Here is a 21,876-nt window from a genome sequence, read left to right on the forward strand (position 1 = left end):
TCAGCAGCATGACCCGATGGAACCTAGCGCGTGCAGCGTCGCAGGCAGCCGATCAGAGCCAAGCCGCGCGATGTGCGCATTGCTGTCGAAAGCCGACGTTTACGAGGACGCTCCGAACTCACTCCGCAACGCGCGCGGTCTTGTCTGCCGAGACCTCCGACCATTCGCCGACGACGCGGTCGAGGTCGCAGAGATTCTGGTGCATCTGCTCCAGCGAGAAACCGAGTGCGAAGAAGCGTTCGGCAGTGTCGCCGGCATGGCCGCGGATCAGGCCGTCGTGGCGGACGGCGGCGACCGCTTCGGCGTAGTGCTGGAGCGCGACGTGGACCGGATGGATCGGCGGCGCGCCGGCGCCGTCGCGCAAGGCCGCCGCGGCCGACCGCAGGAAGCGTGCGATCACGGTCGAGACTTCCGTCAGGGGCGCTGCGAGCCGCGTCTGCACCTCGATCGGCAACGGCACCACCGTGGCGCGGCCGATCATCACGACGTCATGACGCAACCGCAGGACCGTTCGCAGCAGCGGACCGGTGTCCGGACCGCTCGACAGCCGCGCGGCGCGCTCGCGCTCGGCTTCACTGCCGATGGCATTGAGACCAACCATCGCGGTGCCGATCCCGTCCTGGATCCGGTGCAGCGCGTCGTTGTCGCGGCCGCGGGTGAGGCCCGCGAGCAGCTCGGTGAAGGCATCGGCGATCAGCTCGAGCAGGATCGCGGCGCTGGCACGGATCTGCCGTACCGCGCGCGAGGGCAGCACCAGGAACGACACCAGCAATCCCGTGATGGCACCGACCCCGACCTCGCTGACACGGTCGATCGCCGAGGTCATGGGATCGGAGTGATGCATGGTCGGAACCAAGAGCACGATCACTGCGGTCACCGTGGCCGCGCTGAGGCTCGGATTGATCGCGGCGATGAAGGCGAGCGGCGCGACCGAGAGCACCAGAAGCCCCAATAGGCCCGCTTCGCTGGAATAGGGGATCAGGATCGCGATGGCACCGCCATAGATGGCACCGCCGATGGTGCCGAGCATGTAGTCGCGCGTCGCCTTCAACGAGCGGCCGACGCTCATCTGGGTCACGATCAGTGAGGTCAGCACCGCCCAGAGCGGCAATAGCAGATGCAGCGCCGCGGCGAGCGCATAGGCCGCGGTCGCGGCCACCGTGACCCGGATCGCCAGCCCGAGTTGCGTCCGCCGCGACCTGATCCGCTCCCACACCTGTCCTGCGAATGCCATCGTCAGACGTCCCAATCTTCTCAGGCCAAGCAAAAGCATGGCTGATGCCCGCGGCCCCAAGGCCGCTTGAAAGGCCAAATCAGCCCGCCTAATTTGCGCGCCAAAACGAGGAAACACGATGGCCCACGAAACCGCAACGCTTGCCGCCTACGTCTTCAATCTGGAATACCAGGATATTCCGGCCGAGGTGCTGGATCGCGCCAAGGTGCTGACGCTGGACTTCCTCGGCAGCGCGATCCGGGCCAGGCGCGAGGCGGAATCGACCCCGTCGATGCTGAAAATGCTGGAGGCGCTGGCGCTCGACACCAAGGGCGAATCCACCGTGTTCGGCGACACCAAGACCTGGACGCCGGCGGTGGCGGCGCTGCTCAACGGCGCGCTCGGCCATTCTCTCGATTTCGACGATACCCACGCCGATTCCTCGCTGCATCCGAGTGCGCCGGTCGTTCCGGCCGCCTTCGCCGTCGGCGAGATGGTCGGCGCTTCGGGCCGCGACGTGCTGACCGCGATCGTCGCGGGCTATGAGGTCTGCTGCCGGCTCGGCAACGCGCTCGACCCGACCTCGCATTATGCGCGCGGCTTCCACCCGACCGCGACCGCCGGCACCTATGGCGCTGCCGCAGCTGCCGGAAAGCTGTTCGGCTTGTCGGAGCAGCAACTCATTGCCGCCTTCGGCGTCTCCGGCAGCCAGGCCGCGGGTTCGCTGCAATTCCTGGTCAACGGCGCCTGGAACAAGCGCTACCAGGTGGGCGCCGCCGCGATGAATGGCGTGATCGCCGCGACGCTGGCGCGCAACGATTTCGTCGGCGCGACGGAATCAGTTGAGGGCAAGCACGGCCTGCTCGCCGGCTACACCGACGATGCGCATCCGGACAAGGCGGTGGCTGAGCTCGGCAAGACCTACGAGACCATGAAGATCGGCGTGAAGCCATATCCGAGCTGCCGCTACACCCATGCGGCGATCGATGCGCTGATCGCGATGCGGCGTGAGCACAATCTGACGCCCGACCAGGTCAAGCGCGTCGAGATCGGCCTGCATCGCAACGGCATCACCTTGACCGGCGATGCCGCCACCAAGCGCCACCCGACCTCGATCGTCGGCGGCCAGTTCTCGATGTTCTTCACCGGCGCGCTCGCGCTCGACCAGGGTTCGTTCGGTTGGGACGACTACAACCGCCTTGGCGATGCCGCGATCGACGCGCTCGCCGACAAGTTCGACGTGGTGCAGGACGACCGGCTCGAGATCGGCCGCACCCATCCGTTCGGCGCCCGCGTGAGCATCACGACGGACGATGGCGTGCATGAGCGGCTCTATGCGGATCCGTCCGGCGAGCCGAATTCGTTCCCGGACGCGCAGGCCATGCAGCAGAAATTCCTGACGCTGGCGCGCCCCGTGCTGAACGCGCGCGCGGAAAAATTCGCGGATGCGATCATGACGCTGGAGCGATTCGATCGCGTGGCCAAGGCGACGGAGCTGGGGCGGTAACAGCCGCCTAGTTCGTCCCCGCCAGCTTCCCCTTCTCGCGCGTTGCCGCAATCACATCACGCACCAGATCGAACACGCCATCCGCCCCCGGCGGCCCGTTCGGCGAGCGACCGAGCCGCACGATCACCAACTTCTCCGACGGGATCATGATCGCGTACTGCCCGATCGTGCCCTTGGCGAAGAAGGCATCGCGCGGCCAGCCGTGCTCGATGCGAAACTTTGCACCAATGCTGCCGCCCTCGTTGGTCCAGAAGCCGGCGCCGATGCCGACCCAGGCATGCGGCGTGGCTGACGCGGAATAATTCACCCACCCCTCGGGCAGGATACGCTTGCCGCCGGCTATGCCGTCGTTGAGATAGAGCTGGCCGAAGCGCGCCCAGTCGCGCGCAGAGGCCAGCATTTCGCCGGACCCTTCGACCGTGCCTGAAGCGTCGAGCTGAAGCGTGACGTTGACCATGCCGAGTGGCGCGAACAATTCGCGGCGCGCGAAGCGGAGCGCATCGGCGGGCTTGCCGCCGGCGGCATCACGCAACAGATGCGCGAGGATGAGGAAGTTGCCGTCGTGATAATTCCACGCCGTGCCCGGCGCGGTTGCAAGCGGCGCGCGCTCGGCAAAGCTGGCCATATCGTCTTCGGCGTATTTCATGGTGTTGACCGGTTCCAGCGCGGAGCCGAGCGAGGCCTCCAGCGAGCTTCCAAGCGCAATGCCTGCGGTGTGACGCAGCAATTGATCGACGGTGATGGGATGACGCGGATCATCCAGATTTTGCCAGGCGGCGATGGGCGCGGGACCGTCGAGCTTCAACTTGCCCTGGCGCACCAGAATGCCTGTCAGCGCTGACATCACCGACTTCGTCATGGAGAAACCGAGCAGTTGCGTCTCCGGCCCGATGCCGTCGGCATAGCGCTCGGCGATGACGCGGCCGGCCTTCATGACAACGATAGCGCGGGTGCGGCGATAAGGCGGCTGCGTGGGCTCGGCAAAGGCGCGGTCGAGCGCGGCTGCCAGGCCCTCGCTCTGCGGCGACACGATGCCCGGGCCGGCGATCTCGGGGAGCAGCGCGGGCTGCTTGTCGTCCGGCGGCAACGCGACATCGGCGATCCCCTGCCCGTGTTCGAGCGTGCAACCAAGTCCCTCGCGATAGACGGCATGGCTGCGGCCGATTCCGAACAGGGACACCGTGACATCCTTGCGCGTGCGATCGACCCGAATATCCATCGCCCAGGTGAGCAGACCCGCGCCCGGCATCGCGTCGGTGGTCTCGGCGAGGTCGCGCATGGGATCGAGGCCGGAGACGAAGGTCTCCGAGCAGAGCGTGTGGGCGATGAAGCCGGTCGCAACCTTCGGCGCGTCGCGGGCGCGCGCGGCGCCGAGCGCGAGGCCGGCACAGGCGATGGTGGTGGTGAGGAGAATGATCTTGCGGCGGCGAGTCACGGGCTTTCTCCGGCTTTGAGGCTAGTGCGGGAGAGCAGGCCGGATGCAGGCGATACGCGCTCGCCGGATTTGAAAAAAGACCTCGTCGAAAGTGATCGAGGCTCGTCGATTTCGGAATTCTTACGTGATTTCAAAGGTCTAAAAATCTAGGCCGCGTCAGCCTTGAGCCGCCGATATTCCGTCGGCGTCACCCCAGTCACGGCCTTGAAGGCGCGGTTGAACGGACCCAGCGACTGGAAGCCGGCGTCCATCGCGATGGTGATGACGGGAACCTTGGCCTGGCTGGCATCGGCGAGCGCGGCCTTGGCCTCCTCGATCCGGTGATTGTTCAGGAACACATTGAAGTTGCGATAACCGAGCCGCTGGTTGATCAGCCGGCGCAGCCGGTATTCCGGAATTTTCAGCCGGCCCGCCAGCACACCGATGGTGATATTCTCCTGACGATAGATCCGCTCGCCCGCCATCAGTCGCATCAGGGCGTCGATGAGTTTTTGATCGGCGGATTCATCTGCCGCAGGCTGACTGGAAGCAACCGGCGGGGCGGGCGCCACCGCGGCCGGAAACAGATCCGCCCCATCGATGCGCATCATGGCATAGACGATCGCCGCGACGGTGCAGGCGAGCACGCCGGCATTGATGGTTTCGGCGACGTCGCCGACGTGGTGGCCTACGACGGCGATCTGGAGCACCGCGTTCAGCCCGCCATAGAGCGCGGTTGCACAGACGACGAAGACACGAGCGCTGCGGCGGCGCTCGACCAGGTCAGCCGGCCAGGAGGCGATCATCTGCCCGACCGCAAGGGCGATGAAACCGAGCACGATCAGATTGACCACCGTCACCGAGAAGCGCACATGGCCGCTGGGCGCAATCCAGACGCAGCCTGCGAAGCTGAAGGCCGTCACCAGCGCCCAGACCCATCCGTGCCACCAGCGGAGGTGAAACTCGTCGTCGAACAGGGAGCGTGTGAACAGCCAGAACACTACGATGGTGCCAGTCGACAACGCGATCAGCGGTGCATGCCAGAGCGCGATCGGCGAGGTGACATCCACCGAATAGCTCACCGCATGCGCGGCCGAGCTGAGCGCGAAGGCGGCGCCGAGGCGGGCTGCCAGCACGTTGCGAAAGTCGTGCAACAGCGACGCCGCCAGCATCAGTAGCAGCGCAACGCTGGCAGCGCGGAAGGCGAGCTCGGTTGCGGCAAGGGTCATCGGCTGGGGCGAACGGGAGTGGTTGGAACCAGCCGAACATCGTTCGTTGGCGTTATTTTTTCAAGGACCATCCTTACTCACAACTGTCATCGCCCGGCTCGACCGGGCGATCCAGTACTCCGAGACAGTTATAATTGAACCGAAAAGCCTCGACGTACTGGATTTCCCGCTTTCGCGGGGAATGACAGCGGAGTTTGTGGAGCGGCCTTTGCCACGACGACGACAAACTCTGCTAAGATCAAGCTCACAAAGATACGGAAGGAATCCACCATGAGCTGGCAACCCTCGAACGATCCCGTGCTCGGCGATCCCATGTCCTGCGATGCGCTCGATCTCGTCATCGTGCCGCGCACGCGCGATCTCGGCGACGGATTCGCGGTGCGACGCGCGCTGCCGCATGGCAAGCGGCAGATGGTCGGGCCCTTCATCTTCTTCGATCATTTCGGACCGGTGCAGTTCGTCTCCGGCAAGGGCATGGACGTGCGGCCGCATCCGCATATCGGCCTTGCCACCGTTACCTATCTGTTCGACGGCGCGATCATGCATCGCGACAGCGAGGGCAACGTCCAGGAGATCGCGCCCGGCGCGATGAATCTGATGACGGCCGGGCGCGGCATCGCGCATTCCGAGCGCACGCCCGAAGCGCAGCGCGCCTCGGGCCAGAAGATGCTGGGCCTGCAAAGCTGGATCGCGCTGCCCGCGGGATCGGAAGAGATCGCGCCGTCGTTCCAGCATTACGGCGCCGGCGATTTGCCGATGATCTCCGAGCGCGATTTCACCGCACGGGTGATCGCGGGCTCGTCGTTCGGCATTACGTCGCCCGTGACGATGGTCTCGCCCTGGTTCTACACCGAGGTCACGGCCGCCGCCGGCGCGAGCGTGCCGCTCGATCCCGATCATGAGGAGCGCGCGATCTATATCGTCGACGGCGAGGTCGAGATCGCAAACGAGCGTTACGAGGCGCCGCGACTGCTGATCTTCCGCCCGGGCGACCGCATCACCGTGAAGGCGCTGAAAGCGACCCGGATGATGTTTCTCGGCGGCGATGCGCTGGAGGGGCCGCGCCACGTCTGGTGGAATTTCGTATCCTCCAGCAAGGAGCGGATCGAGCAGGCCAAGCAGGACTGGAAAACCGGCCGTTTCGCTGCAGTTCCGCAGGAACATGAGTTCATTCCGCTGCCGGAATAGGCTAATCCGGTTGCCGGCCGTGCCGTCCAGTACGGCCGGATGTCCTGCCTGATAGCCAAGTCTGCGAAAGCTTTGCGATGACCACCATGCTCTCCAGCGACCTGCCCCTGCCCAAGATCGGACGCGGCAAGGTGCGCGATATCTACGCCGTCGACGACGATCGCCTGCTGCTCGTCACCACCGATCGCATCAGCGCCTTCGACGTGGTGATGGGCGAGACCATCCCGATGAAGGGCGCGGTGCTGACGCAAATCAGCGCGTTCTGGTTCAACGAGCTCGAAGGCGTGGTGCCGCATCACATGATCAGCGCCGACACCGACGAGATCATCGCCGCCGTGCCGCCCTTGAAGCGGCACCGCGCCGAGATCCTCGGCCGCGCCATGCTGTCCCGCCGCACCACCGTGTTTCCGATCGAATGCGTGATCCGTGGTTATCTCTCGGGCTCGGCCTGGAAGGAATACGCCGCCAGCGGCACGCTCGCCGGCGAGAAGCTGAAGGCGGGCCTCGTCGAGAGCGAAAAGCTGGAGCCGTCGATCTTCAGCCCGGCGACCAAGGCCGAGACCGGCCACGACGAGAACATCACCATCGCGAAGATGCGCGAGGTCGTCGGCGACGAGGTTGCCTACACGCTCGAGAGCATGACGCGTGCGATCTACACGCTCGGTGAGGAACTGGCGCGCGAGCAGGGCATCATCATCGCCGACACCAAGTTCGAATTCGGCCGCGACAAGGACGGCCGCATCATCCTGATCGACGAGGTCATGACACCGGATTCCTCGCGCTTCTGGGCGGTCGATGCCTACAAGCCCGGCCAGCCGCAGGCCAGCTTCGACAAGCAGCCCTTGCGCGACTATCTCGACGTCGAGCGCCGGGCCGGCCGCTGGAACGGCGACGCTCCGCCGCCACCGCTGCCGGCAAGCGTGGTGGAGGCGACCAGCAAGCGGTATCTCGAAGCGTATCGGCGGGTGACGGGGAAAGAGCTGAAGATTTAAGTCCGGCTGTTGTGACTCACTCCTTCATTGCGGGAGCCCTTGCGACGAAGCAATCCAGGCTGTTCCCGCGAATGTAAGTGCTGCGGCGCTAGACCCTGATAAGGCAGTTGGCGTGACCCATTGAGGCGCGTCGGCACAATAGCGCCCCTCACCGATTTCCCATATGATCCATGGCTCTCCAAAGCACGACACGGCGTGCCTCCGATGAAGCCTCTCCTCTCGCAATCGCTCCTGCCGCCGCTTGCGCTGAGCGCAAACGGCTTCGGTTGCACGCCGCTCCAGACCAGCGCGACGAAGACGTCCAGGGACACCGCCCCTGGACAGCGAAGGCGCATTTGGAAGACAGCCATGGAGAAGAAGCATGACACCTACACGTGTGACAAGAATTGCCATAGCAGCCTCGACCTTTGCCTGCGCGGCGTTGTTCTCCTTCGCGTGGTCTGAGGAGCACGGCGTCTCGATGTCGGTCGACAATGCACAGGCGCGGGTCGGCCGCCCGCTGACTCCGGTGAGCGTTGCCGGCGTGGCGCGTCGACAGACTCGGCGCGCCGCATACGGCTACGGTGCCGCCGCAGTCGGCGCAGGCGCCGCAGCAGTTGGCACGGCCGCCGCGGTTGCCGCAACGTCGCCGGGATGGGGGACCGGTCCGGATTACTATGCGGGGAGCGGCCCCTACGCGTCTTACGCCTACTCGCCGGATGACTGGCGCAAGCGAAACGGCATGGTCTGCACGCCCGGTACGATGACCAAGATGGAAGACGGCCGGATGTATCGCTGCCAGTAACGACATAGGCGCACGAACGGGAGGCGGCCTTCGAGCCGCCTTCCACATTTCGCGCCTCCGCCGCAAGTCCCGCGCCTCGCAGCAGCGAGCAAGCCGCTCTGCAAGTCCTCGGCTGCATTGATCCAGATCAAACCGGAAGCGAATGGCGGAGGAATGCTGCTCACTCGGCTTTGACACAACGAGGGAGATTGCCATGAGGCTGGTCGGCACCAAGCGAATGCTACTTGTTGCAGCCGTTCTGGGCTGCGGAATGTTCGGCTCGGCGAACTGGTCGAACGGCACCGGTATCGCACTCGGCGTTTCAAGCGCCGAAGCCAGGGTCGGCCGACCGGCCACCCCAGCGAGCGTCGCCGGCGTCGCACGCCGAACCACGCGGCGCGCGGTCGTCGGTGGCGCGGCTGTGGGTGCGGCAGCTGCCGGCGCAGCATGCGTCCGCGTCTATGTGAACGGCGCCTACGTGTGCCGCTGATGCATTCGCGCCGGCGAGTCCAAATCGCCGGCGCGGGAGCCTCGATTGCCGGTCACACCCCCGCCATCATCACGTATTTGATCTCGACATATTCTTCCATGCCGTGACGTGAGCCTTCGCGTCCCAGGCCGCTTTCCTTGACGCCGCCGAAGGGCGCGACTTCCGTGGTGATGAGACCGGTGTTGACGCCGACCATGCCAGACTCCAGCGCTTCGGCGACGCGCCAGACGCGGCCGAGATCGCGGGAGTAGAAGTACGACGCCAGGCCAAACGGCGAGGCGTTGCACATCGCGACCACATCGGCTTCGTCCTTGAAGCGAATCACCGGCGCCAGCGGGCCGAAGGTTTCCTCCTGCGACACCAGCGAGTCCGGCTTGACGTCGGCCAGCACGGTCGGCTCGAAGAAGGAGCGTCCGAGCTCGCTGCGCTTGCCACCAGTGACGACCTTGGCGCCGCGCTTGACCGCATCCGCAATGTGGCGTTCGACCTTGTCGACCGCCTTCAGGTTGATCAGCGGCCCCTGCGTGACGCCGCTCTCGGTGCCATCTCCGATCTTCATCGCGGCGACCTTCTTCGACAGCTTCTGCACGAACTCGTCGTAGATCTTGTCCTGGGCGTAGAGCCGGTTGGCGCAGACACAGGTCTGGCCCATGTTGCGGTATTTCGAGACGATGGCGCCTTCGACCGCAGCGTCGATATCGGCGTCGTCGAACACTACGAAGGGCGCATTGCCGCCAAGCTCGAGGCCAAGCCGCTTCACGCCGACGGAGGCCTGCTGGTAGAGGATCTTGCCGACCGCGGTCGAACCGGTGAAGCCGACGAAGCGCACCGCCGGATGCTCGCACAGCACCTTCCCGATCGGCGGCGCATCACCGGTGATGATGTTCAGGACGCCCTTGGGGATGCCGGCCTTCTCGGCAAGCACGGCCAGCGCCAGCGCCGAGAGCGGCGTTTCGTTGGCGGGCTTGAGCACCACGGTGCAGCCGGCGGCGAGCGCCGGGGAGACCTTGCGGGTGATCATCGAGTTCGGGAAATTCCACGGCGTGATCGCGCCGCAGACGCCGATCGGCTGCTTGATCGCGAGCAGCCGCGCGTCGGACCGCTGCGTCGGAATGGTCTCGCCGTAGACGCGCCTCGCTTCCTCGGCGAAGAACTCGATATAGGCCGCACCGATATCGACCTCGCCGAGGGCTTCCGAGAGTGGCTTACCCTGCTCTGAGGTCAGGATCAGCGCGAGATCCTCGCGGTTGGCGATGATCAGCTCGAACCATTTGCGCAGGATGTTGGAGCGCTGCTTGGCGGTGTGCTTGGCCCAGGCCGGAAAGGCACGCTGAGCGGCCTCGACCGCCTTGGTGGTATCGTCCGCACCAAGCTGCGGCACTTTTGCAAGCTCGACGCCGTTGGCGGGATTGTTGACGGCAAAGACCGGCGTGCCGACCCAGGCGCCGTCGATGTAGCAGGCCTCCTTCAGGAGCGAGGGGTCTTTCAACCGGTCGCGCAGGGTGGCGGTGGCTTGCGTGGCGCGTGCGGCAGCGGGCGGGGTCATGGCGTTACTCCTCGAACGATCATTTCGGGGCGATCGGATCGGCCGGAATATAGGGACAAGCAGCGCGCAATGCACCGTCCCCCAACGCACATCTGATGGGAGCTAAACCGGCAGCGGCCTTAGGCCGCGCCGCTCATATAGGTCTCGCGGCGGCCGATCATGCGTTCGGCCGCGGCCTTGGCGTCGGCCTTCGACGAGGTTGCGCAGGTACGGTATTCGAGATGGGGAACGTCGGACGGGTTGCGGCGGCCGAACCAGTTCTTGGAGCCCACCGGCAGCAGCGCCAGCGCCTGCGCCAGATTGTCGACTGCACCGAAGGAATAGAGCGCGCCGGTCCCGGCGATGCGCACCTCGTAGATCCCTGGCGAAATCGGCGCCTCCAGGTTCTCGCCCCGTCCGGGACGGGGATAGCGCTTCCATTCGCTCCATGTCGAAATCATCTGAGGTCCCCCTCGCGGCCGCTTGGCGATCGCCAAATTTGCATCAAGTCTTAACGTCGGCCGTCGATTGGCCGAGTGCTGAACGCCGCAACGCACAAAATGTTTCAAGTGCTTCAAACACAGGAATCATATCGCCAGCGCCCATTCACGGTCACGGGGAGATGCGGCCATCCACCGCAGATTGTGACGGAGTGTTGCCGTTCGGCCTGCCTGTCGTCCTGCGTGGGGCACGGACCGTCAAGTCACGACATCGCGACCGCCGCGGGCATCTGGACGCGCTTGCCGCGCGGAGCGTGCGGGAGGACAATCGATCACTGCCAACAATAATCAAACTCGAGGAAACGCCATGCAAAGCAAAGCTGAGATCGACGAGATTCTGCGTCAGAAGAGCGACGCCAAGGAGATCCCCGGCGTCGTCGCCATCGCCGCCAGCGGTAACGACGTGCTGTATCAGGGCGCATTCGGCAAGCGCGACCTGTCCAAGTCCGACGCGATGACAGTGGACAGCGTGTTCTGGATCGCCTCGATGACGAAGGCGGTGACGTCGGCGGGCGCGATGCAACTGGTCGAGCAGGGCAAGCTGTCGCTGGATACGCCGATCGGTGAAGTGTTGCCCGATCTCGCCAAGCCGCAGGTGCTCGAAGGTTTTGATGCCAATGGCGAACCAAAACTGCGGCCGGCGAAGGGCGCGATCACGCTGCGCCATCTCATGACCCACACTGCCGGGTTTGCCTACAACGTTTGGAACGGCGATTGCGCGCAATATCTGGAGAAGACCGGAACGCCGAACATCTTCTCCTGCCAGAACGTTGCGCTGAAGACGCCGATCATGTCCGATCCCGGCACGCGCTGGGAATATGGCATCAACATCGACTTCGTCGGCAAGGCGGTGGAAGCCGTGAGCGGCAAGCGTCTCGATGCTTACTTGCGCGATCACATGTTCACACCGCTCGGCATGAACGACACCGCCTTCAAGATTACCGACGACATGCGCCAGCGCCTGGTCGCCACGCACGCACGCGGCGAGGATGGATCGCTGGCGCCGATTCCGTTCGAGATCGAACAGAATCCGGAATTCCACATGGGCGGCGGCGGCCTCTACAGCACGGCCGGCGACTACATCAAGTTCACCCAGATGATCCTCAACAAGGGCCGCGGCAACGGCAACCAGGTGCTGAAGCCCGAGACGGTCGCGCTGATGGGCCAGAACCACATCGGTGATCTCACGATTGGCAAGATGACGACAGTGGCGCCCATGTACACCAACGACGTCGATCTCTTCCCCGACATCGTGAAGAAGTGGGGGCTCTCCTTCCTGATCAACACCGCCAAGACGCCAGAAGGCCGCAGCGCCGGCAGCCTCGCCTGGGCCGGTCTTGCCAACACCTATTTCTGGATCGACCCGGCACGCGATGTTTCCGGCGTCATCCTGATGCAGGTGTTGCCGTTCGTCGACGCCAAGTGCCTGCAGGCGTTCGCGGGCTTCGAGCGTGGCATCTATGCCGGGCTCGACGCGGGCAGCGGGAAGAAGGCGGCCTAGCCACTTAGTATGAGGTGCGCGGCGTCGCGCGCCTTCGCCGCAATCGATAACCTCGTGCCCAAGGCCATCGGCTTCAGGCACGAGGCATCAACTTCGAGGAGACGAACTTGGCGAGCGATCTGGCGGACAAAGCGGACAGCTACGTTTGCGGCATCTCGGACACGCCGCTGCTCGGCGACACCATCGGCCGCAGCCTCGACCACGCGGTGCGGCGGTGGGGCGATCGCGAGGCGCTGGTCTCGCCCAGCCACGGCGTCAGATGGACCTGGAAAGAATTCGCCGAGCGGGTCGATGAGCTCGCCGCCGGCTTTCTCGCGCTCGGGCTCGAACGCGGGGAACGGATCGGCATCTGGTCGCTGAACCGGCCGGAATGGACGCTGACCCAGTTCGCCGCCGCCAAAGCCGGCCTGATCCTGGTGACGATCAATCCGGCCTACCGCCTCAGCGAGCTCGAATTCGCGCTGAAGAAGGTCGGCTGCGCGGCGATCGTCACGGCGACGGCGTTCAAGACCAGCAATTACATGGAGATGCTCAACACGCTGTTGCCGGAGCTGGCGGGTGCCAGGCCCGGACAGTTGCAGGCGGCGCGATTGCCGGCCTTGCGGATGGTGATCCAGATCGGCGGCCCGGCGGCCTCAGGTACGATCCCTTTCGAGGAGGTCGCGCGGATGGGCAGAGCCGAGCATCGCGAACAGCTTGCCACGCTCGGTGCTGCGCTTCAGTTCGACGACCCCGTCAACATCCAGTTCACCAGCGGCACCACCGGATCGCCAAAGGGCGTGACGCTGACCCACCACAACATCCTCAACAACGGCTATTTCACGGGACGCGCGATGCGCCTGACGGAAGCGGATCGCATCTGCATTCCGGTGCCGCTCTATCATTGCTTCGGCATGGTCATGGGCAACCTTGCCTCGGTCACGCTCGGCACCACCATGGTCTACCCGGGCGAGGGCTTTGATCCGCTTGCGACGCTGCGCGCGGTCGAGCAGGAGAAATGCACTGCGCTGTACGGCGTGCCGACCATGTTCATCGCGGAGCTCGACCACCCCGAATTCAAGAATTTCAATTTGAAATCGCTGCGCACCGGCATCATGGCGGGCGCGCCCTGCCCGATCGAGGTGATGAAGCGCGTCAACACCGAGATGAACATGCGCGAGGTCACCATCGCCTATGGCATGACCGAGACCAGCCCGGTGAGCTTCCAGAGCGCGACCGACGATCCGCTCGAGCGCCGCGTCTCCACCGTCGGCCGCATTCACCCGCATGTCGAGGTGAAGGTCGTCGATCTCGAAGGCAGGATCGTCAAGCGAGGCGAACGCGGCGAGCTCTGCACCCGCGGCTACAGCGTCATGCTGGGCTATTGGGAGGAGAAGGAAAAGACGTCCGACGTGCTCGACGCCAATGGCTGGATGCACACCGGCGACCTCGCCACCATCGACGTATCAGGCTATTGCAACATCGTCGGCCGCATCAAGGATCTGGTGATCCGCGGCGGCGAGAACCTCTACCCGCGCGAGATCGAGGAGTTTTTGTACCGTCACCCCAAGATCCAGGACGTGCAGATCTTCGGCGTCGCCGACACCCGCTACGGCGAGGAGCTCTGCGCCTGGATTCGCGTCAGGCCGGGCGAAACGCTGACGGCCGAGGAGGTCCGCGCCTTCTGCGACGGCCAGATCGCCCACAACAAGATCCCACGCTACGTGGAGTTCGTCGATGAATTCCCGATGACGGTGACGGGAAAGATCCAGAAATTCGTGATGCGCGATGCCGTGGAGCAGCGGCTGGGATTGAAGGCGGCGAAGACGGCGTGAGGGACTGAGTACCCTTTCCGCACAACGGTTGTCATTCCCCGCGAAAGCGGGGAATCCAGTACGTCGCGGCTTCTCGATCGATCACAACCGCCTCTGGAATACTGGATCAGCGAGGCAGGTGCGGGACTTTCCTAAACCGTCAGCCCGCGCTGCTGGGCCAGCTCCCTCAGCGACACCTGCGGACGCGCGCCGATGTGCTGGATCACTTCGGCGGCCGCGAGCGCGCCGAGCTCGCCGCACTGCTTGTGCGCGAGGTTACGCGAAAGGCCGTAGAGGAAGCCCGCTGCAAAGAGATCGCCGGCGCCGGTGGTGTCCACCAGCTTCGTGATCGGCGAGGCCGGAGCTGCGACGGCGTCGGTCGGTGTCACCACCACGCAGCCCTTCTCGCTGCGGGTGACGACGCCGAGATTGACGTCGTTGCGCAGCTGCTTCAGCGCGGTGTCGAAATCCGAGGTCATGTAGAGCGAATGCAGCTCGGATTCGTTGGCGAAGACGATGTCGACGGTGCCGTTGCGCATCAGCGCGAGAAACTCGTCGCGATAGCGGTCGACGCAGAAGGAATCCGACAGCGTCAGCGCCACCTTGCGCTTGGCGTCATGGGCGATCTTGGCCGCCTTGACGAAGGCGTCCTTGGCATTCTTGGGATCCCAGAGATAGCCCTCGAGATAGACGATGCCGGCGCCGGCAATCTCGGCCGGATCGATGTCGGCGGGCGAAAGATCCTGCGCGGCACCGAGATAGGTGTTCATGGTGCGCTCGCCGTCACCAGTGACCAGGATGTAGGAGCAGCCGGTGGCGGGGCCGTCCTTCGCGGCGGGCGTGTTGAAGGCGACGCCGGCAGCGCGGATGTCATGGACGTAGAGCTTGCCGATCTGGTCGTCCTTGACCTTGCCGACATAGGCCGCACGTGCCCCTAAGCTGCCGATGCCGACGATGGTGTTGGCCGCCGAGCCGCCCGAGACTTCAGTGGCCGGGCCCATGTCCTTGTAGATGGCAGCCGCCCGTGCCTCATCGATCAGGGACATGCTGCCCTTGGTCATGCCGTGCTTGCCCAAAAAGGCCTCGTCGGTCCTGACCAGCACGTCGAACAACGCGTTGCCGATGCCGAGAACGTCATATTTCACGTCAACCATTCACCTTGATCCTGTTTGGCGGATTGCGAACCCTGCGGAAATCCGCTTCCTGTCATCCCGAAATCTGGCTCGCGGCCTATCACGACCGGGCCTGCGCGAGCAAGCAACGGTATGATAAAGAGCCGATGATCCGCTCCTTCCTGACCGTCTCGACGGGAACACTGGCCTCACGGCTGCTGGGCTTTGCCCGCGATTCCCTGATCGCGGCGCTGCTCGGCACCGGCGCCGTGGCGGATGCGTTCCTGGCCGCCTTCCAGCTCGTCAATGTGGTGCGCCGGCTGCTCAGCGAAGGCGCGCTGAACGCGGCGCTGGTCCCGGCCTGGCTGCGCATCCGTGACCGCGACGGTGCGGCGGCTGCGGCGGCGTTCGCCGGGCGCGTGCTGGGCACGGTCAGCGCGGCGCTGATTGCGATCTCGATCGGCATTGCCCTGCTGATGCCGCTGATCATGACCGTCATCGCGCCGGGCTTTCTCGGTGCCGGCACGCTCGATCTCGCGGTTCAGAACGCCCGGCTGATGCTGCCTTATCTCGCCTTCGCCGGTCCCGTCACCGTGCTGATGGGCCTGCTCAACGCGCAAGGACGCTTTGCGCTCACGGCATTCTCGCCGCTGCTGTTCAACATCGCGCTGATCGCTGCGATCGCTTTGCTGCTTGTCTGGCACGCTGACGCCGGCTTCGCCGCGTGGCTGCTGGCGGCCACGGTCGGCGTCGCCGGCCTGCTGCAACTCCTGATGCTGCTGTCGCAGAGGAGTGCGCGCCTCGCCGCGCCTCTGCGCGTCAGCTTCGACAAGGAGATGCGCAGCTTCTTCGCCAAGGCGATCCCCGGCATGATCGCAAGCTCGGGACCGCAATGGCTGATGGTCGCGGGCGCGATCATCGCGTCCGCGACGCCGTCCGCAGTGTCCTGGCTCTATTTCGCAAACCGCCTGATCGAGCTGCCGCTCGGCATCGTCGGCGTCGCCATGGGCACCGTGCTGGTGCCGGAATTGACGCGCGCGGTGAGCGGCGGTGACCGTGATGCGGTGGCGCATGCGCAATCGCGGGCGCTGGAGCTGGCGACCGGGCTGGCGCTCCCCGCCACGCTCGGCCTGATCGTGCTGGCCGAGCCGATCGTGCGGCTGTTGTTCGAGCATGGCGCGTTCAGCGCGGATGATAGCGCGGCGACCGCGCATGCCTTGATGTGGCTGGCGCTCGGCCTGCCCGCCCACGTGCTGATCAAGGCGCTGTCGCCGGCCTTCTATGCCCGCAGCGATACGATGACGCCGCTGCTGGCGACGGCCAAAGGCTTTGTGGTCGCGGTCGCCCTCGCCGTGCTGCTCGGCCATTTCTTTGGCACAAGCGGGATCGCGGCGAGCATCGCGGCCGGCGCCTGGAGCAGTGCGCTCTCGCTGCTGCGGAAGGGCACCAGCGAATTCGGCTTCTCGATCGATTCTGCCGCCCGCAAGCGGCTGCCAAGGATCGTGCTCGCCGCCGCGGTCATGGGCGCCCTGCTCTGGCTGACTACAGGCCTGGTGCCCGCCGAGGCGCACGGCTTCATCAAATTCATCGTGCTGGGCGTGCAGATCGCGGCCGGGATCGCCGTTTACGGCTTGCTGCTGCAAATCCTCGGCGCCGCTTCCTGGCGCGAGGCGGTAGCCGCCTTGAAGCGACCCGCCTAGCCCGGCCCGGTGCGCGGGTCCATCGAATTACCCTTGACGGGGCAGCGCCGCTGTTGGAAACGACGGCCGAATACCTATGGGAAGGCTTACCATGCCATTCGTTGAACGGGTCTTTTCGGGCGTCCAGCCGACGGGCAATCTGCATCTCGGCAATTACCTCGGCGCCATCGTCAACTTCGTGAAGATGCAGGAAACCCACAACTGCATCTATTGCGTCGTCGACATGCACGCGATCACGCAAGGCGTCGACGTCTGGGGCGGACCGGCCGAGCTCGCGCGTAACACCCGCGAAGTGACTGCGGCGTTCATCGCGAGCGGCATCGATCCCAAGAAGCACATCGTGTTCAACCAGAGCCAGGTCTCCGGCCATGCCGAGCTCGCCTGGATCTTCAACTGCGTCGCGCGCATGGGCTGGCTCGGCCGCATGACCCAGTTCAAGGAGAAAGCCGGCAAGGACCGCGAGAACGCCTCCGTCGGCCTGTTCGACTATCCCGTGCTGATGGCCGCCGACATCCTGCTTTACCGCGCCACCCACGTGCCGGTCGGCGAGGACCAGAAGCAGCATCTCGAGCTCTCGCGCGACATCGCGCAGAAGTTCAACAACGACTTTGGTGACTCGATCCGCAACCTCGGCGCCAATGACGGGCTGTTCTTCCCGCTGCCGGAACCCCTGATCACGGGCCCCGCGACGCGGGTGATGAGCCTGCGCGACGGCACCAAGAAGATGTCGAAGTCGGATGCGTCGGACAATTCGCGCATCAATCTGACCGACGATGCCGACACCATCGCGCAGAAGATCCGCAAGGCGAAGACCGATCCGGAGCCGTTGCCGTCAGAGGAGAAGGGCCTCGAGGCCCGTCCCGAGGCCGACAACCTCGTCGGCATCTTCGCCGCACTGTCCGGCCGCCCCAAGGCGGACGTGCTGCGCGAATTCGGCGGCGGCCAGTTCTCCAGCTTCAAGAACGCGCTGGCGGAGCTGTGCGTCACCAAGCTGGCGCCGATCGCCGGCGAGATGAAGCGCCTCGTCGCCGACCCCGGCCATATCGATTCGATCCTGAACGAAGGTTCCGACCGGGCCCGCGCCATCGCCGACGAGACGATGAAGCTCTCCAAGGACATCGTCGGCTTCATCCGCCGGCGATAGAGACGGTCGGCGCCAGCGCGCCGGCCGCATCTCCTCTCCCCAACCTTGCGGGAGTGTGGCAGCATGCCGGCCGTGCACATGCCGGGACATGCATGACCAGCAAGCGACTTTGCTTCGAGCCGGGTCACAAGCCCAAATGCCTCGTCGTCGTCGACGACACCGCCGAATGGGATCGCGCGGTCTACTATGCCAGCCGCTGGGCGATCCGTGCCGGCGGCGGCGTGGTGATGCTGCGCATCATCGAACCCGAACAGCAGAGCCAGGAATGGCTGGGGGTCGCCGATATCATGCGCGCCGAAGCACAGGAAGCGGCTGAGGCCGCGCTCGACCGTGCCGCCGGCCGCGCCAACGGCATCGCCGCGATCACCCCGGAGCGGGTGATCCGCGAGGGTGTGCCGATGGAGCAACTGCTGGCGGTGATCGACGAGGACCCTGATATCGCCATGCTGGTGCTCGCCGCCAATCCCGGTGCGGAGGGGCCGGGTCCCCTGGTTGCGCTGCTGGCCCACGCGGTCGGAACCTTCCCGATTCCCGTGACCATCATTTCCGGCGCGCTCAGCGACCAAAGCGTGGATTCGCTATCGTAGCGACGGTACCTCTTACCCTCCCCTGGAGGGGGAGGGTGAGCAGCGCCCTAACTCACTGAAATTTATGGACGAAATTGCTCGTTCCCCTTGATCGTGCGTTCTCCGTCGCCATCTGCTAGTGGAGAGAGCACGCGCCGGCCTTGAACCGGCGACGTCTGGAGAAAACCATGTTCATTCAAACCGAAGCCACCCCCAATCCTGCCACGCTGAAATTCATTCCGGGCCGCGTCGTGGTCGACGGCAGCCCGATGGAATTTGCGAGCCGCGAAGCCGCCACGCGCTCGCCGCTGGCCGAAAAGCTGTTCGAGGTGCCCGGCGTCACCGGCGTGTTCTACGGATCGGACTTCATCACCGTGACCAAGGCGAACGGTGAATGGCAGCAGCTCAAGCCCGCGATCCTCGGTGCCATTATGGAGCACTACATGTCCGGCGCGCCGCTGCTCGCCGACGGCGCGGCTGCTGATGATGCCGATCTCGACGACGAGGACGAGTTCTTCGACGAGGCCGATGCCGAAACGGTCGACATGATCAAGGACCTGATCGAGACCCGCGTGCGGCCGGCGGTCGCCAATGACGGCGGCGACATCACCTTCCGCGGCTTCAAGGACGGCATCGTCTATCTCAACATGAAGGGCGCTTGCTCCGGCTGCCCGTCATCGACCGCGACGCTCCAGCATGGCATCCAGAACCTGCTGAAGCACTTCGTGCCGGACGTGGTCGAAGTCCGACCGATGTGATCGATCCGCGAATGGCGAGTAGCGAATGGCGAATGGCATTCCGATCGGCTAGACTATTCGCCATTCACCACTCGCCATTCGCTTGTCCATGCTGATCCTCGCCATCGATACCGCGCTCGACGCCTGCGCCGCTGCCGTGCTCGACACCGAAACGGCCGAGCTCGTTGCGCAGGAGCAGCTTCTCATGAAGCGCGGCCACGCCGAGGCCCTGATGCCGATGATCGCGCGCGTGATGCAATCGGCCGATCTCGCCTTCACCGCGCTCGACCGCATCGCGGTCACCGTCGGCCCCGGAAGCTTCACCGGCCTGCGCGTCGGCATTTCGGCGGCGCGCGGCCTTGCGCTCGCGGCCGAGCGGCCGGCGATCGGCCTGACCACCTTGTCGGCCTATGCCGCCGCCATCGTCGGCCAGAGCAAATCGGCACCCGTGATCTCCGCGATCGACGCGCGGCACGACCATGTCTATTTCCAGATCGTCGCCGGCGACGGCAGCCAGCTGGTGCGGCCGAGCGTCGCTCCCATCGACGAGGCGATCGCGGCCTCGCAATTCGGCGCGCCGCATCTGGTCGGCAATGCCGCAAACATCCTCGCCGAGCGCTGGCCGAACGATGTCCCACCGCCGGTCGCGGTCGACGCGCAGCCCGCGCCCGATATCGGCTGGGTCGCATGGCTCGGCGCTGCCGCCGATCCCGCGACGAATCCGGCGCGGCCGTTCTATCTGAAGGCGCCCGACGCCAAGCCGGCGGCACCGCCGCCATTTGCAGCACAAGCCGCGACCCCATGATGAGATGGCTGTCGGAATGGTGGCGCGGCGGCACCGCCGCCGTCGAGCCCGCATCCGTGCGTGACGCCGCGCAGCTGGCGCAGCTTCACGGCGCCGCCTTCGCGCGCGGCTGGGGCGAGGGCGAATTCGAGAGCATGGTCAGCGAGCACAACACGCTCGTGCATCGGCTGCGCCTCGGCCGCAGGACGGTCGGATTCGCGGTATCGCGGATCGGGGCGGACGAAGCGGAAATCCTCTCGATCGCGGTGGACGAGGCCTATCGCGGCCGCGGCCTCTCCCGCACGCTGCTGATGACCCATCTCGGCCATCTCGCGGGGCGCGGCGTGCGCACAATATTTCTCGAAGTTGAGGAAAATAACCAGCCGGCGCGGCGGCTGTACGATGGGGCCGGATTCATGGTGGTCGGGCGCCGCGAACGCTACTATAAGCAGCCGAACGGGGAACAATTGAACGCCCTTCTGATGCGACGTGACTTGTCGTAACATTGGTGGCAGAAAGCGCCCCCGCCAGGCAGACAAACTATGACCGCACTGAAACCTTCTTCCGCATCCAAGGCGTCCGGCATCGAAGCGCGCTGTGCCGCCACCGGCATGCGCATGACCGAGCAGCGCCGTGTCATCGCCCGCGTGCTCGCGGAGGCGATCGATCATCCCGATGTCGAGGAGCTGTACCGGCGCTGCGTCGCCGTCGACGACAAGATCTCGATCTCGACCGTGTATCGCACCGTCAAGCTGTTCGAGGATGCCGGCATCATCGAGCGCCATGATTTCCGCGAGGGCCGCGCGCGCTACGAGCAGATGCGCGACAGCCATCACGACCACCTCATCAATCTGCGCGACGGCAAGGTGATCGAGTTCACCTCCGAGGAGATCGAGAAGCTGCAGGCGGAGATCGCCCGCAAGCTCGGCTACCGGCTGGTCGACCACCGGCTCGAGCTCTATTGCGTCCCGCTCGACGACGACAAGCCGACGTCTTGATTTAGTGCCGATAGACCTCATCATCTTCGATTGCGACGGTGTGCTCGTGGACAGCGAGGTGATCTCCTGTCGCGCCCATGCCGATGTGCTGACGCGGCACGGCTATCCGATCACCTCGGAGCAGGTGCTGGTCCGCTTCCTCGGCGTGTCCGAGAAGGATGCGCGGCGGATGGTCGAGCAGGAGATCGGTCGCAGCCTCCCCCACGATATAGAGCAGCAGGTGAATGCGGCCACGCTGCAGTTCTACGCCAGCGATCTGCAGCCGATTACCCATGTGGCTGCGGCGATCGGCGCGATCGATTTGCCCAAATGCGTCGCATCGAGCGGCACGCCGGAGAAGATCACTCACGGCCTGACCTGTGCCGGCCTCTACGACCTGCTCGCTCCGCACATCTTCTCAGCGAGCCAGGTCGCACGCGGCAAGCCCGCGCCCGATCTGTTTCTGTTCGCCGCCAAGCAGATGAAAGTCGCGCCGGAACGCTGCCTTGTGATCGAGGACAGCGTCCCCGGGGTAACAGGCGCGTCCGCAGCCGGGATGACCGTGCTGGGCTTTCACGGCGGCAGCCACTGCCCGCCGGGTCACGCCGAAAGGCTGCGCGCCGCCGGCGCCGGATCGACATTCGATGATATGCGGCAATTGCCGGAGCTGGTCCGACGGATCGAACCGGCCCGCCCCGTGAGGTAGCCTTTGACCGTCATTCGGGCACGTGCAGAGCGCGT

Annotated in this window: 20 protein-coding genes and 1 pseudogene; 15 read left to right on the forward strand and 6 right to left on the reverse strand. The window is 65.2% G+C overall.

Translation table 11 applies throughout. The features are described 5' to 3' along the window. Positions 1–118 precede the first annotated feature (118 nt). Entirely contained in the window at positions 119–1,234 is a 1,116-nt protein-coding gene (locus tag RAD10_RS03510) for an FUSC family protein (RefSeq protein ID WP_461616346.1), read from the reverse strand. A 118-nt stretch (positions 1,235–1,352) separates the two neighbouring features. On the opposite strand from RAD10_RS03510, the gene RAD10_RS03515 reads away from it, so the two are divergent. Next, on the forward strand, positions 1,353–2,720 hold the full coding sequence (locus tag RAD10_RS03515) for an MmgE/PrpD family protein (RefSeq protein WP_461616347.1): 1,368 nt from the start codon (positions 1,353–1,355) through the stop codon (positions 2,718–2,720). A 7-nt stretch (positions 2,721–2,727) separates the two neighbouring features. Here RAD10_RS03515 and RAD10_RS03520 read toward each other — a convergent pair whose 3' ends face one another. Then, positions 2,728–4,155 carry a serine hydrolase domain-containing protein gene (locus RAD10_RS03520; RefSeq protein WP_461616348.1) on the reverse strand — a complete coding sequence of 476 codons (1,428 nt, stop codon included), beginning with the start codon at positions 4,153–4,155 and terminating at the stop codon, positions 2,728–2,730. A gap of 146 nt (positions 4,156–4,301) precedes the next feature. Beyond that, positions 4,302–5,363 (reverse strand): helix-turn-helix domain-containing protein, encoded by a 1,062-nt coding sequence (locus RAD10_RS03525; protein WP_461616349.1) that lies wholly within the window; start codon positions 5,361–5,363, stop codon positions 4,302–4,304. A 270-nt stretch (positions 5,364–5,633) separates the two neighbouring features. On the opposite strand from RAD10_RS03525, the gene RAD10_RS03530 reads away from it, so the two are divergent. The 4 genes and pseudogenes from RAD10_RS03530 (at position 5,634) to RAD10_RS03545 (ending at position 8,796) form a co-directional block, all read left to right on the forward strand. Continuing rightward, positions 5,634–6,551, forward strand: a complete 918-nt coding sequence (locus RAD10_RS03530; protein WP_104464999.1) for a pirin family protein — start codon at positions 5,634–5,636, stop codon at positions 6,549–6,551. Between the two features lie 77 nt (positions 6,552–6,628). Further along, entirely contained in the window at positions 6,629–7,543 is a 915-nt protein-coding gene (locus RAD10_RS03535; protein ID WP_461616350.1) for a phosphoribosylaminoimidazolesuccinocarboxamide synthase, read from the forward strand. Between the two features lie 361 nt (positions 7,544–7,904). Continuing rightward, positions 7,905–8,094: pseudogene (locus RAD10_RS03540) on the forward strand (hypothetical protein); the annotation flags it as partial. 426 nt (positions 8,095–8,520) lie between these two features. Continuing rightward, positions 8,521–8,796: a hypothetical protein gene (locus tag RAD10_RS03545; protein ID WP_104464997.1), complete on the forward strand. Its 276-nt coding sequence runs from the start codon at positions 8,521–8,523 to the stop codon at positions 8,794–8,796. A 52-nt stretch (positions 8,797–8,848) separates the two neighbouring features. Here the strand turns inward: RAD10_RS03545 and RAD10_RS03550 are convergent, their stop codons facing one another. After that, entirely contained in the window at positions 8,849–10,342 is a 1,494-nt protein-coding gene (locus tag RAD10_RS03550) for an NAD-dependent succinate-semialdehyde dehydrogenase (RefSeq protein ID WP_461616351.1), read from the reverse strand. 119 nt (positions 10,343–10,461) lie between these two features. Then, a complete protein-coding gene (locus RAD10_RS03555; RefSeq protein WP_461616352.1) occupies positions 10,462–10,782 on the reverse strand; it encodes a hypothetical protein in 321 nt (106 codons plus the stop codon). A 346-nt stretch (positions 10,783–11,128) separates the two neighbouring features. Between RAD10_RS03555 and RAD10_RS03560 the strand changes: the two genes are divergently transcribed. Then, positions 11,129–12,322: a serine hydrolase domain-containing protein gene (locus tag RAD10_RS03560; RefSeq protein ID WP_461616353.1), complete on the forward strand. Its 1,194-nt coding sequence runs from the start codon at positions 11,129–11,131 to the stop codon at positions 12,320–12,322. A 119-nt stretch (positions 12,323–12,441) separates the two neighbouring features. Beyond that, positions 12,442–14,136 (forward strand): AMP-binding protein, encoded by a 1,695-nt coding sequence (locus RAD10_RS03565; protein ID WP_461616580.1) that lies wholly within the window; start codon positions 12,442–12,444, stop codon positions 14,134–14,136. A gap of 131 nt (positions 14,137–14,267) precedes the next feature. Here the strand turns inward: RAD10_RS03565 and RAD10_RS03570 are convergent, their stop codons facing one another. Beyond that, positions 14,268–15,269: an adenosine kinase gene (locus RAD10_RS03570; protein ID WP_461616354.1), complete on the reverse strand. Its 1,002-nt coding sequence runs from the start codon at positions 15,267–15,269 to the stop codon at positions 14,268–14,270. Between the two features lie 125 nt (positions 15,270–15,394). Here RAD10_RS03570 and murJ point away from each other — a divergent pair, with 125 nt between their 5' ends. From murJ to RAD10_RS03610, 8 genes are all read left to right on the forward strand, one after another. Then, positions 15,395–16,927, forward strand: a complete 1,533-nt coding sequence (gene murJ, locus RAD10_RS03575) for a murein biosynthesis integral membrane protein MurJ (RefSeq protein WP_461616355.1) — start codon at positions 15,395–15,397, stop codon at positions 16,925–16,927. 91 nt (positions 16,928–17,018) lie between these two features. Then, positions 17,019–18,071: a tryptophan--tRNA ligase gene (trpS, locus tag RAD10_RS03580; protein ID WP_018319435.1), complete on the forward strand. Its 1,053-nt coding sequence runs from the start codon at positions 17,019–17,021 to the stop codon at positions 18,069–18,071. 92 nt (positions 18,072–18,163) lie between these two features. Then, positions 18,164–18,658 carry a universal stress protein gene (locus RAD10_RS03585; protein ID WP_026202179.1) on the forward strand — a complete coding sequence of 165 codons (495 nt, stop codon included), beginning with the start codon at positions 18,164–18,166 and terminating at the stop codon, positions 18,656–18,658. Between the two features lie 167 nt (positions 18,659–18,825). Then, positions 18,826–19,395, forward strand: coding sequence for a NifU family protein (locus RAD10_RS03590; RefSeq protein ID WP_461616356.1), 570 nt, complete (start codon positions 18,826–18,828; stop codon positions 19,393–19,395). 88 nt (positions 19,396–19,483) lie between these two features. Next, positions 19,484–20,179 carry a tRNA (adenosine(37)-N6)-threonylcarbamoyltransferase complex dimerization subunit type 1 TsaB gene (gene tsaB, locus RAD10_RS03595; protein WP_461616581.1) on the forward strand — a complete coding sequence of 232 codons (696 nt, stop codon included), beginning with the start codon at positions 19,484–19,486 and terminating at the stop codon, positions 20,177–20,179. Continuing rightward, positions 20,176–20,661 carry a ribosomal protein S18-alanine N-acetyltransferase gene (rimI, locus tag RAD10_RS03600; protein WP_461616357.1) on the forward strand — a complete coding sequence of 162 codons (486 nt, stop codon included), beginning with the start codon at positions 20,176–20,178 and terminating at the stop codon, positions 20,659–20,661. Before tsaB ends, rimI begins: the two co-directional genes overlap by 4 nt. Positions 20,662–20,700: 39 nt before the next feature. Continuing rightward, positions 20,701–21,156 (forward strand): Fur family transcriptional regulator, encoded by a 456-nt coding sequence (locus tag RAD10_RS03605; RefSeq protein WP_018319430.1) that lies wholly within the window; start codon positions 20,701–20,703, stop codon positions 21,154–21,156. A gap of 4 nt (positions 21,157–21,160) precedes the next feature. Next, complete coding sequence (locus tag RAD10_RS03610; RefSeq protein WP_461616358.1) at positions 21,161–21,841, forward strand: HAD family hydrolase; 681 nt, start codon at positions 21,161–21,163, stop codon at positions 21,839–21,841. Positions 21,842–21,876 lie beyond the last annotated feature (35 nt).

This window comes from Bradyrhizobium sp. 23AC, from assembly GCF_054863025.1.